Here is a 12,358-nt window from a genome sequence, read left to right on the forward strand (position 1 = left end):
GCATCACCCTGTCGCTGGTGGGTATGGTCCACCAGCGATGTGAAACCTCATCGATGACGAGTATAGTTTCGTCTTTGTTAATGATTCTGGACCCACCATGACCATTCAAAACATAATTTGTGATATTGACGGCGTGCTGATGCACGATAACGTCGCCGTTCCCGGCGCTGCCGAGTTTATCAAACGCATCCTCGATAAAGGCATGCCGCTGGTAATGCTGACCAACTACCCGTCGCAAACCGGCCAGGATTTGGCCAACCGTTTCGCCACCGCCGGCATCGACGTGCCGGATACCGCGTTTTACACCTCGGCGATGGCCACCGCCGATTTCCTGCGCCGCCAGGAAGGCAAGAAAGCCTATGTGGTGGGTGAAGGGGCGCTGATCCACGAACTGTACAAAGCCGGCTTTACCATCACCGATGTGAACCCGGATTTTGTCATCGTCGGGGAAACCCGTTCATTCAACTGGGAGATGATGCATAAGGCCGCCTTCTTCGTTGCCAACGGCGCCCGCTTCATTGCCACCAACCCGGATACGCACGGTCGCGGCTACTATCCGGCCTGTGGCGCGCTGTGCGCCGGGATCGAGAAGATCTCCGGCCGTAAGCCGTTTTACGTCGGTAAACCTAGCCCGTGGATCATCCGTTCAGCGCTGAACAAAATGCAGGCTCACTCCGAGCAGACAGTGATCGTCGGCGATAACCTGCGCACTGACATTCTGGCCGGCTTCCAGGCGGGGCTGGAGACGATTCTGGTGCTCTCCGGCGTCTCCACCCTCGATGACATCGACAGCATGCCGTTTCGCCCGTCGTGGATTTACCCTTCCGTCGCGGAAATCGATATTTTCTGATGCCAACCACGTCGCAGGACGTGGTTTTTCATTTATAGCGCCTGCCAAAAGTCATCCATCTAATAAAAACGGCCTATAAATGCGTATTCCTCAATAAAGTCGCTCAAAAGATACTCTTTTTTTACTGTTCAACAATCACAGTTGCGTTTTTTCTTTTTCAGGCCGCAAAACCCTTGCGCCAGCGCCCCCTTTACGGCATTTTCTTAAGCACGCACTCAGGCTTCGCCACGAGACGAAGCCAGCACAACATCAAACACGACAGGGTAATGGAGAAGGCTATGTGTTCTATTTTTGGCGTACTGGATATTAAAACTGACGCAGGCGAGCTGCGTAAAAAGGCGCTGGAGCTTTCCCGCCTGATGCGCCATCGCGGTCCGGACTGGTCTGGCGTGTATGCCAGCGACAAAGCGATTCTGGCGCACGAGCGCCTGTCTATTGTCGACGTCAACGCCGGTGCCCAGCCGCTGTACAACGCCGAAAAAACCCATGCGCTGGCCGTTAACGGCGAGATCTACAACCATCAGGCGCTGCGCGCGGAGTATGGCGATCGCTATCAGTTCCAGACCGGCTCTGACTGCGAAGTGATCCTCGCGCTGTATCAGGAAAAAGGCCCTGAGTTCCTCGACGACCTGCAGGGGATGTTCGCCTTCGCCCTGTACGACAGCGAGAAAGACGCGTACTTAATTGGTCGCGACCATATCGGTATTATTCCGCTGTATATGGGCCATGACGAACACGGCAACTTCTATGTCGCCTCCGAAATGAAAGCGCTGGTGCCGGTATGCCGCACCATTAAAGAGTTCCCGGCGGGCAGCTACCTGTGGAGCAAAGACGGCGAAATTCGCCAGTACTATCAGCGTGACTGGTTCGATTACGACGCGGTGAAAGACAACGTTACCGATAAGAACGAGCTGCGCCAGGCGCTGGAAGAGTCGGTGAAAAGCCACCTGATGTCCGACGTGCCTTACGGCGTGCTGCTCTCCGGCGGTCTTGATTCATCGGTCATCTCGGCTATCACCAAGAAATTCGCCGCCCGTCGCGTCGAAGATCAGGAGCGGAGCGAAGCCTGGTGGCCGCAGTTGCACTCTTTCGCGGTCGGTCTGGAAGGCTCTCCTGACCTGAAAGCGGCGCAGGAAGTGGCCAACCACCTCGGCACCGTACACCACGAAATTCACTTTACGGTCCAGGAAGGGCTGGATGCGATCCGCGACGTTATCTATCACATCGAAACGTATGACGTGACCACCATTCGCGCCTCGACGCCGATGTACCTGATGTCGCGTAAAATTAAAGCCATGGGCATCAAAATGGTGCTTTCCGGCGAAGGTTCGGACGAAGTGTTCGGCGGCTACCTCTATTTCCATAAGGCGCCGAACGCCAAAGAACTGCACGAAGAGACGGTGCGCAAGCTGCAGGCGCTGCATATGTTTGACTGCGCCCGCGCCAACAAAGCGATGTCCGCCTGGGGCGTGGAAGCCCGCGTGCCGTTCCTCGACAAGAAGTTCCTCGACGTGGCGATGCGCATCAACCCGCAGGATAAGATGTGCGGCAACGGCAAAATGGAAAAACACGTGCTGCGTGAATGCTTTGAATCCTACCTGCCGGCCAGCGTTGCCTGGCGGCAGAAAGAGCAGTTCTCTGACGGCGTCGGCTACAGCTGGATCGATACGCTGAAAGAAGTGGCCGCGAAGCAGATCAGCGATCAGCAGCTGGAAACGGCGAGCTTCCGTTTCCCGTACAACACGCCGACCTCCAAAGAAGGCTATCTGTACCGCGAGATCTTCGAAGAGCTGTTCCCGCTGCCGAGCGCGGCGGAGTGTGTCCCTGGCGGTCCGTCGGTGGCCTGCTCTTCAGCGAAAGCCATTGAGTGGGATGAAGCGTTCAAGACCATGAACGATCCATCAGGCCGTGCGGTGGGCGTCCACCAGTCTGCCTACAAATAAGCCCTGACGGGCGGTGAAACGCGAAACGGACCCTCCGGGGTCCGTTTTCTTTTTGCAGGATTTATGCCGCTGAAAAACGATAAATAACCAATAATTGCCGAATATTGCAGCGAGCTGTTCGCAACCTAACCAAACAGTCACATTACAACGATTTTCCTTGAAAAAGAGGTTGACGCTCGCAGGCCCAATACGCATAATGCGCCCCGCAACGCCGATAAGGTTACGCGAAAAAAAGATGGCTACGTAGCTCAGCTGGTTAGAGCACATCACTCATAATGATGGGGTCACAGGTTCGAATCCCGTCGTAGCCACCATCTTTTTTGCGGGAGTGGCGAAATTGGTAGACGCACCAGATTTAGGTTCTGGCGCCGCAAGGTGTGCGAGTTCAAGTCTCGCCTCCCGCACCATTCACCAGTTAGCGTTGTACGGATGGGGTATCGCCAAGCGGTAAGGCACCGGTTTTTGATACCGGCATTCCCTGGTTCGAATCCAGGTACCCCAGCCATATTTCTTCGATATTTGCGGTTCACCGCGACGGTATTGGGGTATCGCCAAGCGGTAAGGCACCGGTTTTTGATACCGGCATTCCCTGGTTCGAATCCAGGTACCCCAGCCATCGAAGAAACAGTAAGACAATTTGGCTACGTAGCTCAGCTGGTTAGAGCACATCACTCATAATGATGGGGTCACAGGTTCGAATCCCGTCGTAGCCACCATATTCAGGACGTATCGATACGCATCGATAATTCCGAAACAATTTGTTGGGGTATCGCCAAGCGGTAAGGCACCGGATTCTGATTCCGGCATTCCGAGGTTCGAATCCTCGTACCCCAGCCAAATTAAAAAGTCGTTCAGCAGTGAACGCACTGTTGCCCTCAACCGGGGTAGTTACGGTAAAGCGCAACAGACAATTGGGGTATCGCCAAGCGGTAAGGCACCGGATTCTGATTCCGGCATTCCGAGGTTCGAATCCTCGTACCCCAGCCACTTAAATGCAAAAAAGCTCACTTCGGTGAGCTTTTTTGCTATTGGCGTCCTGACACGCTTACGCAGTACTGACTGCCGGGCAGGCGCTCTCCACTACGCCCCTGCCCGGGAAGCCGGTTTTACAAGCCTAAGGCATACTTCAGCGCCTGACGCTTCAACACCCCGGCGCGTTCAGCCGCCATCAGGCCAATATTACGCAGCATCCGCACCGGCGCCAGGTCATTGCTGAAACCGGCATAAAACAGATCCATCCCCGACTGCATGATAAAATTATCCGCTCGCCGCCGCGCCTGGTAGCGCTTCAGCACCGGCAGGCTGGCCCAGTCTTCGCCCCGGCCGCGCGCTTGCGCCAGGATCTCCAGCAGGGCATCCACATCGCGGTAGCCAAGGTTAACCCCCTGCCCCGCCAGCGGATGAATGGTATGCGCCGCATCGCCCACCAGCGCCAGGCCGGGCTGGACATACTGCAGTGCATGACGCCGGGTGAGCGGAAAAGCGCCGGCCGCCTGCGGCGTCACACGACCCAGCCGCGCCGGAAAGTGACTGGCGATCTCCTGCTGGAGTTGCGCCATAGTCATGCCCTGCAGCTGACGGATCCGCGCCGGCGTGTCGTACCAGACCAGCGAGGCCCAGTGGTCGAACAGCGGCAGGAAGGCGCGCGGCCCGCTGGGGGTAAACTGCTGCCAGGTGCTGTCGCCGGGATCGTCGACGCATTCGACGCTGATCAGCATACAGGACTGCTGATATTGCCAGGCGTGTACGCCGATGCCGGCCATCTCCCGCACCTGAGAATTGGCGCCGTCGGCGCCGATCACCAGCCGGGCGTGGATCGCCTCTCCCTCGCGTAAATGCAGCGCGGTATGCGCCTCGCCGCGCTGCATCGCCTCCAGTTCGCTACCAACGCGCAGGGTGACCCCTTCATGCGCCGCCAGCGCTTGCCAGAGGCCCCATTGCAGGACCTTGTTCTCGACCATGTAGCCCAGCTCCGGCAGTTTGAGCTCTGCGGCGTCAAAGGCGACGTGCGCGCTCTCCCACTCCCAGGTCTCCAGACGACGATAGGCGTGGACGCGCATCGCCCGTACGGCATCCCAGACGCCGAGACTCTTCAGCAGGCCGACCGAAGCCGCGCTGATAGCCGAGATCCGCACATCCGGGGCGGATGCCGGTTCGAAAGCCGGAGGCGCCGTTTTCTCAAGCACCGTCACGGTAAATCCCTGTTGCGCCAGCCCCAACGCCAGGGCGCCGCCGACCATGCCGCCGCCCACGATGGCGACATCTGTTGCGTGAATTGTCATGGCTATTATCCTTAAAGCAGAATCCGTTAAGTTTACCGGATTTTTTGTTCCCTTGCGGTGATAACGCTCGCACTGGTCAGGGGGCGACCAAAGCATTACAATACGCGCCCTGGAAAGCGAAATTCACCCTGTATATATCCCCGCGTTTTGGATATCTATTACTGAGCATGAGCAAGTCAATGACAAAAAAACTCCATATTAAAACCTGGGGCTGTCAGATGAACGAGTATGATTCATCAAAGATGGCCGATCTGCTGGATGCGACACATGGGTATCAACTGACCGAAGTGGCGGAAGAAGCAGATGTGCTGTTGCTCAATACCTGCTCAATTCGTGAGAAGGCCCAGGAAAAAGTTTTCCATCAGCTCGGACGCTGGAAGCTGCTGAAAGAGAAAAACCCGGACCTGATTATTGGCGTTGGCGGCTGCGTGGCCTCCCAGGAAGGCGACCATATTCGTCAGCGCGCACACTATGTCGATATTATTTTCGGGCCGCAAACCCTGCACCGCCTGCCGGAGATGATTAACGCCGTGCGCGGCAACCGCAGCCCGGTGGTGGATATCAGCTTCCCGGAAATTGAAAAATTCGATCGCCTGCCAGAGCCGCGCGCCGACGGCCCGACCGCCTTTGTTTCGATTATGGAAGGTTGCAACAAATACTGCACCTACTGTGTGGTGCCGTACACCCGCGGAGAAGAGGTCAGCCGTCCGTGCGACGATATCCTGTTTGAAATCGCCCAGCTGGCGGCGCAGGGCGTGCGTGAGGTTAATCTGCTGGGCCAGAACGTTAACGCCTGGCGCGGTGAGAATTACGACGGCACCACCGGCAGCTTTGCCGATCTGCTGCGTCTGGTCGCCGCCATCGACGGCATCGACCGTATTCGCTTCACCACCAGCCACCCGATCGAATTTACCGACGATATCATCGAGGTCTATCGCGATACGCCGGAACTGGTGAGCTTCCTGCACCTGCCGGTGCAGAGCGGTTCTGACCGGGTTCTGAATCTGATGGGACGCACCCATACCGCGCTGGAGTACAAAGCGATTATTCGCAAGCTGCGTGAGGCGCGCCCGGAGATTCAGATAAGCTCTGACTTTATTGTCGGCTTCCCTGGCGAAACTACAGACGATTTCGAAAAGACGATGAAGCTAATCGCCGACGTCAATTTCGATATGAGCTACAGCTTTATCTTCTCCGCTCGTCCGGGCACCCCGGCGGCCGATATGGTCGATGACGTGCCGGAGGAGGATAAAAAGCAGCGTCTGTATATTCTGCAGGAGCGGATCAACCAGCAGGCGATGGCCTGGAGCCGTCGCATGCTCGGCACGGTACAGCGCATTCTGGTGGAAGGCACGTCGCGTAAGAGCCTGATGGAGCTTTCCGGGCGCACCGAGAACAACCGCGTGGTCAACTTCGAAGGTACGCCGGATATGGTCGGTAAATTCGTCGATGTTGAAATCGTCGATGTTTACACCAACTCGCTGCGCGGCAAAATCGTGCGTACCGAGGCGGAGATGGGTCTGCGTATCGCTGAATCACCTGAATCAGTGATTGCCCGCACCCGTAAAGAGAACGATCTTGGCGTGGGTATCTATCAGCCGTGATCCCTTCAGGCCTGTCGGTTCCGGCAGGCCTTGTAATTCCTCTCTCCGTCCCTATATCTACAGCAATGCTTGCGCCATTTTCCTGTGACGTAAATAATTTCCTGATTAGCCGGCCACGCGCCGCGTCCGGCCACCTGCGTAAAGAGGAACAGTTTGAACATAGACACTCGTGAAATTACCCTGGAGCCAGCGGATAACGCACGCCTGTTAGCCTTGTGCGGCCCGTTTGACGACAATATCAAACAGCTGGAGCGTCGGTTAGGCATTGAGATCAACCGCCGTGACAATCACTTTAAACTGACCGGACGCGCTATTTGCGTACACGCCGCCGCCGATATTCTGCGCAGCCTGTATGTCGATACGGCGCCGATGCGCGGTCAGATTCAGGATATTGAGCCGGAGCAGATCCATCTGGCGATCAAAGAGGCGCGCGTGCTGGAGCAGAGCGCCGAGAGCGTGCCGGAGTACGGGAAAGCCGTCAATATCAAGACCAAGCGCGGGGTGATCAAACCGCGTACGCCGAACCAGGCGCAGTACATCGCCAATATCCTCGATCATGACATCACTTTCGGCGTGGGTCCGGCGGGGACGGGTAAAACCTATCTGGCGGTGGCGGCGGCGGTCGATGCGCTGGAGCGTCAGGAGATCCGCCGTATTCTGCTGACCCGTCCGGCCGTCGAGGCTGGCGAAAAGCTCGGCTTCCTGCCCGGCGATCTGAGCCAGAAAGTCGACCCATATCTGCGCCCGCTGTATGACGCGCTGTTTGAGATGCTCGGCTTTGAGAAAGTAGAGAAGCTGATTGAGCGTAACGTCATCGAAGTGGCCCCGCTGGCCTATATGCGCGGACGAACGCTGAATGACGCCTTTATCATTCTTGATGAAAGCCAGAACACCACCATTGAACAGATGAAGATGTTCCTGACCCGCATCGGCTTTAACTCCAAGGCGGTGATCACCGGCGATATCACGCAGATTGACCTGCCGCGCAGCACCAAATCCGGTCTCCGCCACGCCATCGAAGTGCTGGCCGAAGTCGATGAGATCAGCTTCAACTTCTTCCATAGCGAAGACGTGGTGCGCCATCCGGTGGTTGCCCGCATCGTGAACGCCTATGAGGCGTGGGAAGCCGCAGACCAGAAACGTAAAGCAGAACTGGCCGCCGAGCGAAAACGCGAAGCCCAGGAACAGGAGCAAAAATGAGTCAGGTGATCCTCGATTTACAGCTGGCCTGCGAAGAGACCAGCGGCCTGCCGGACGAAGCCCTTTTTCAGCGCTGGGTCGATGCCGTCATTCCGCCATTTCAGGAGGAGTCAGAGTTAACGATTCGTCTGGTCGATGTTGCAGAAAGCCACGAGCTGAACCTGACCTACCGCGGCAAGGATAAGCCGACCAACGTCCTCTCCTTCCCGTTTGAAGCGCCGCCGGGGATTGAAATGCCGCTGCTCGGCGATCTGATCATCTGCCGTCAGGTGGTGGAGCAGGAAGCCAGCGAGCAAGGTAAGCCGCTGGAGGCGCACTGGGCGCATATGGTGGTGCACGGCAGCCTGCATCTGCTGGGCTACGATCATATCGAAGACGACGAAGCGGAAGAGATGGAAGGCCTTGAAACAGAGATAATGCTTGCTCTGGGCTATGAGGACCCGTACATTTCCGAGAAGATTGCTGAATAGCCCCCTGCCGGATGGCGGCGCTTGCGCCGCATCCGGCCGCTGTTCCTGCATTTTGCCAGCCTGAACGTCAGGCAACCCATGCCGTCCGGCGCTGAGTTTACGCGCGACGAGCGACAGTTAAATCAACATGAGAACCCAAACGACGCCATGAGCGACGACAATTCACACAGTAGTGACACAGTAAACAGCAAAAAGGGATTTTTCTCCCTGTTACTCAGCCAGCTTTTTCACGGGGAACCGAAAAACCGTGATGAACTGCTGGCGCTGATCCGTGATTCCGGGCAGAACGATCTTATCGATGAAGATACGCGTGACATGCTCGAAGGGGTAATGGATATCGCCGACCAGCGGGTCCGCGACATTATGATCCCCCGTTCACAAATGATAACCCTGAAACGTAACCAGACGCTGGACGAGTGCCTGGATGTCATTATCGAATCCGCCCACTCGCGTTTCCCGGTCATCAGTGAAGATAAAGATCACATCGAAGGGATTCTGATGGCCAAGGATCTGCTGCCGTTTATGCGCAGCGACGCCGAAGCCTTCAGCATGGAAAAAGTGTTACGGCCGGCGGTTGTCGTCCCGGAAAGCAAGCGGGTCGACCGCATGCTGAAAGAGTTTCGCTCACAGCGCTACCATATGGCGATCGTTATTGACGAATTCGGCGGCGTCTCCGGCCTGGTGACCATTGAGGATATCCTTGAGCTCATCGTCGGGGAAATTGAAGACGAATACGACGAAGAAGAAGATATCGATTTCCGCCAGCTGAGCCGCCACACCTGGACGGTGCGCGCTCTGGCCTCCATCGAAGACTTCAACGACGCCTTCGACACGCACTTCAGCGATGAAGAAGTGGATACCATTGGCGGGCTGGTGATGCAGGCCTTCGGCCATCTGCCGGCCCGCGGCGAATCTATCGACATTGATGGTTACCAATTCAAGGTGGCAATGGCAGATAGCCGTCGTATCATTCAGGTGCATGTAAAGCTGCCCGATGACGCTCCCCAGCCGAAGCTGGAAGAGTAAGCCGCGGCGCTGAAGGTCACGGCCAGCCGGGAGACAGACCGTGGGCGATCCCCGGCTGTCCCCTCCCCCTGCTGGCAAACAGCATAGCCTGTGGCAACAGGCGTTAATTTACGGGACGATTAGCCTAAATGGTATTTGCCTCTCTTCTTGAACGCCAGCGCGTACGTCTGCTGCTGGCGCTGCTATTCGGAGCCAGCGGAACGCTGGCTTTTTCACCTTATGACTTCTGGCCGGCAGCTATCGTTTCGCTGATCGGTCTGCAGGCGTTAACCCTCAACCGACGCCCGCTGCAAAGCGCCGGGATCGGCTATTTCTGGGGATTCGGGCTGTTTGGCACCGGTATCAACTGGGTCTATGTCAGCATCGCGCAATTCGGCGGTATGCCAGGTCCGGTTAACGTCTTTCTCGTCGTTCTGCTGGCGGCCTATCTCTCGCTCTATACCGGCCTGTTTGCCGGCCTGCTCTCCCGGCTGTGGCCCAAAACCAGCTGGCTGCGGGTGGCTATCGCCGCCCCCGTCGTCTGGCAAATCACCGAGTTCCTGCGCGGCTGGGTGCTGACCGGCTTCCCATGGCTGCAGTTCGGCTATAGCCAGATCGACGGCCCGCTGAAAGGTCTCGCGCCGGTGATGGGCGTCGAGGCGATCAACTTCCTGCTGATGATGGTTAGCGGCCTGCTGGCCCTGGCCCTCGTCCAGCGTAACTGGAAGCCGCTGGCTATTGCCGCGCTGCTGTTCGCCCTGCCGTTCCCGCTGCGCTATATCCAGTGGTATCAGCTGCTGCCGGAGCGCGCGACCCAGGTCTCGCTGGTGCAAGGCGATATCCCACAGGCCATGAAGTGGGACGAGAAGCAGCTGGTCAACACCCTGAAAACCTACCTGGCGCTGACCCAGCCGCATATCGGCCACTCGCAGCTGATTATCTGGCCCGAGTCGGCGATCCCGGATCTGGAGATCAACCAGCAGCAGTTCCTCAGCATGATGGACGATCTGCTGCGCGCAAAAGACAGTTCGCTGATCACCGGCATTGTCGATGCGCGTCTCAATAAGCAGAACCGCTACGATACCTACAACACCATCATTACCCTCGGTAAAGATAACCCGTACCGCTACGACTCGACCAACCGTTACAACAAGAACCATCTGGTGCCGTTCGGTGAGTTTGTGCCGCTGGAATCGATTCTGCGTCCGCTGGCGCCGTTCTTTGACCTGCCGATGTCCTCCTTCAGCCGCGGCCCCTACGTGCAGCCGCAGCTGATGGCGCATAACCTGAAGCTGACCGCCGCCATCTGCTACGAGATCATCCTCGGGGAACAGGTACGCGATAACTTCCGGCCAGATACCGACTTCCTGCTGACCATCTCCAACGACGCCTGGTTCGGTAAGTCCATCGGTCCGTGGCAACACTTCCAGATGGCGCGGATGCGCGCCCTGGAGCTGGCCCGCCCACTCCTGCGCAGCACCAACAACGGCATTACTGCGGTGATCGGCCCGCGCGGCGAGATCCAGAAGATGATCCCGCAGTTTACCCGCGAGGTGTTGACCACCACCGTGACGCCCACCAGCGGCTTAACCCCTTACGCCCGCACCGGCAACTGGCCGCTATGGGCGCTGACGGCGCTGTTAGGCTTCGCTGCGCTACTGATGAGCCTGCGTCAGCGTCGCCGATAAGTTTCTCCGCCGGCGACGCCCGTCGCCGGCATTTTTTCTCCCCGCGCCAGCCATCCTGGCACAGTCATTGCTTTATTCTCCCTGGTAGCGCCATCGTCCGACCCAGTGCAACCGGGTTGCACCATAAACGTTCGGCGGTCGCGCTATTTTGGTGCAATAGAAGATCTTTGCCTCCCATTGGTGCGGAGCACTTCGCAAAAATAAACAATAAAACAGCAAAATCTTTACATTAAGCCAAACTAAATGCTAACAAACACATACAAATGCGGCACGTGGACGCGTGCCTCGAATAACAACACACACAATCACAATGGGTATCAATAGCGCCGCTGACGCTACGGATAAGGAGTTGGATATGCAATTACGTAAACTGGCCGCCGCAATGCTGGTCATGGGTGTGACCGCCGGTCTGGCACACGCAGAAGATGCCGCCCCGGCGGCAGGCCAGAGCACCCTGGATAAGATCGCCAAAAATGGGGTTATCGTTGTCGGCCATCGTGAATCTTCAGTCCCGTTCTCTTACTACGATAACCAGCAGAAGGTTGTGGGCTACTCTCAGGACTACTCCAACGCCATCGTTGATGCCATCAAGAAAAAGCTGAACAAGCCGGACCTGCAGGTCAAACTGATCCCAGTCACCTCGCAGAACCGTATCCCGCTGCTGCAGAATGGCACCTTTGATTTCGAGTGCGGCTCAACCACCAACAACCTTGAGCGCCAGAAACAGGCGGCCTTCTCCGATACCATCTTCGTAGTCGGCACCCGTCTGCTGGTGAAGAAAGGCGGTCCGATCAAAGATTTCCCGGACCTGAAGGATAAAGCGGTCGTTGTCACCTCCGGAACCACCTCAGAGATCCTGCTGCATAAGCTGAACGATGAGAAAAAAATGAATATGCGCATTATCAGCGCCAAAGATCATGGCGACTCTTTCCGCACCCTGGAAAGCGGACGCGCCGTGGCCTTTATGATGGATGACGCTCTGCTGGCCGGCGAACGCGCCAAGGCGAAGAAACCGGATAACTGGGAAATCGTCGGCACCGCACAGTCGAAAGAAGCCTATGGCTGCATGCTGCGTAAAGACGATCCGTCGTTCAAAGCGCTGGTCGATGAAACCGTTGCTCAGGCCCAGACCTCTGGCGAAGCGGCGAAATGGTTTGATAAATGGTTCAAAAATCCAATTCCGCCGAAAAACCTTAACCTGAACTTCGAACTGTCTGACGACATGAAAGCGCTGTTCAAATCACCTAATGACAAAGCACTGAACTAATTATAACAACCAGGGGCGGGATATCCTGCCCTCCCGATGATTGTCACAG

General features: G+C 56.9%; 9 protein-coding genes and 7 tRNA genes. 15 read left to right on the forward strand and 1 reads right to left on the reverse strand.

The window, feature by feature from the left end:
- The first annotated feature begins 97 nt into the window (after positions 1 to 97).
- From DTA24_RS20485 to DTA24_RS20525, 9 genes are all read left to right on the forward strand, one after another.
- Entirely contained in the window at positions 98 to 850 is a 753-nt protein-coding gene (locus DTA24_RS20485) for an HAD-IIA family hydrolase (RefSeq protein WP_008805653.1), read from the forward strand.
- 278 nt (positions 851 to 1,128) lie between these two features.
- Complete coding sequence (asnB, locus tag DTA24_RS20490) at positions 1,129 to 2,793, forward strand: asparagine synthase B (RefSeq protein ID WP_008805652.1); 1,665 nt, start codon at positions 1,129 to 1,131, stop codon at positions 2,791 to 2,793.
- 237 nt (positions 2,794 to 3,030) lie between these two features.
- Positions 3,031 to 3,107 (forward strand) — tRNA-Met (locus DTA24_RS20495).
- Positions 3,108 to 3,115: 8 nt separating this feature from the next.
- A tRNA-Leu gene (locus tag DTA24_RS20500) sits at positions 3,116 to 3,200 on the forward strand.
- A 23-nt stretch (positions 3,201 to 3,223) separates the two neighbouring features.
- Positions 3,224 to 3,298: transfer RNA gene (locus tag DTA24_RS20505), tRNA-Gln, on the forward strand.
- A gap of 36 nt (positions 3,299 to 3,334) precedes the next feature.
- A tRNA-Gln gene (locus DTA24_RS20510) sits at positions 3,335 to 3,409 on the forward strand.
- A 23-nt stretch (positions 3,410 to 3,432) separates the two neighbouring features.
- Positions 3,433 to 3,509 (forward strand) — tRNA-Met (locus DTA24_RS20515).
- Positions 3,510 to 3,555: 46 nt separating this feature from the next.
- Positions 3,556 to 3,630 (forward strand) — tRNA-Gln (locus DTA24_RS20520).
- A 75-nt stretch (positions 3,631 to 3,705) separates the two neighbouring features.
- Positions 3,706 to 3,780, forward strand: a tRNA-Gln gene (locus DTA24_RS20525).
- Positions 3,781 to 3,899: 119 nt separating this feature from the next.
- On the opposite strand, the gene ubiF is transcribed toward DTA24_RS20525, so the two are convergent.
- Positions 3,900 to 5,075 (reverse strand): 3-demethoxyubiquinol 3-hydroxylase, encoded by a 1,176-nt coding sequence (ubiF, locus tag DTA24_RS20530; RefSeq protein ID WP_012968696.1) that lies wholly within the window; start codon positions 5,073 to 5,075, stop codon positions 3,900 to 3,902.
- Positions 5,076 to 5,254: 179 nt separating this feature from the next.
- Here ubiF and miaB point away from each other — a divergent pair, with 179 nt between their 5' ends.
- The 6 genes from miaB (at position 5,255) to DTA24_RS20560 (ending at position 12,309) form a co-directional block, all read left to right on the forward strand.
- A complete protein-coding gene (gene miaB, locus DTA24_RS20535; protein ID WP_064166095.1) occupies positions 5,255 to 6,679 on the forward strand; it encodes a tRNA (N6-isopentenyl adenosine(37)-C2)-methylthiotransferase MiaB in 1,425 nt (474 codons plus the stop codon).
- Positions 6,680 to 6,832: 153 nt separating this feature from the next.
- Positions 6,833 to 7,879, forward strand: a complete 1,047-nt coding sequence (locus DTA24_RS20540; RefSeq protein ID WP_008805649.1) for a PhoH family protein — start codon at positions 6,833 to 6,835, stop codon at positions 7,877 to 7,879.
- A complete protein-coding gene (gene ybeY / locus DTA24_RS20545) occupies positions 7,876 to 8,349 on the forward strand; it encodes an rRNA maturation RNase YbeY (protein WP_002894722.1) in 474 nt (157 codons plus the stop codon). The genes DTA24_RS20540 and ybeY overlap by 4 nt, the downstream gene beginning before the upstream one ends.
- Before the next feature lie 147 nt (positions 8,350 to 8,496).
- Positions 8,497 to 9,375 carry a CNNM family magnesium/cobalt transport protein CorC gene (gene corC, locus DTA24_RS20550; RefSeq protein ID WP_004197606.1) on the forward strand — a complete coding sequence of 293 codons (879 nt, stop codon included), beginning with the start codon at positions 8,497 to 8,499 and terminating at the stop codon, positions 9,373 to 9,375.
- Between the two features lie 128 nt (positions 9,376 to 9,503).
- Positions 9,504 to 11,042 carry an apolipoprotein N-acyltransferase gene (lnt, locus tag DTA24_RS20555; protein ID WP_022065697.1) on the forward strand — a complete coding sequence of 513 codons (1,539 nt, stop codon included), beginning with the start codon at positions 9,504 to 9,506 and terminating at the stop codon, positions 11,040 to 11,042.
- Positions 11,043 to 11,397: 355 nt separating this feature from the next.
- A complete protein-coding gene (locus DTA24_RS20560; protein WP_012542450.1) occupies positions 11,398 to 12,309 on the forward strand; it encodes an amino acid ABC transporter substrate-binding protein in 912 nt (303 codons plus the stop codon).
- Positions 12,310 to 12,358 lie beyond the last annotated feature (49 nt).

Origin of the sequence: Klebsiella sp. P1CD1, assembly GCF_003790505.1 — a bacterium.
GTDB classification, from domain to species: domain Bacteria; phylum Pseudomonadota; class Gammaproteobacteria; order Enterobacterales; family Enterobacteriaceae; genus Klebsiella; species Klebsiella variicola.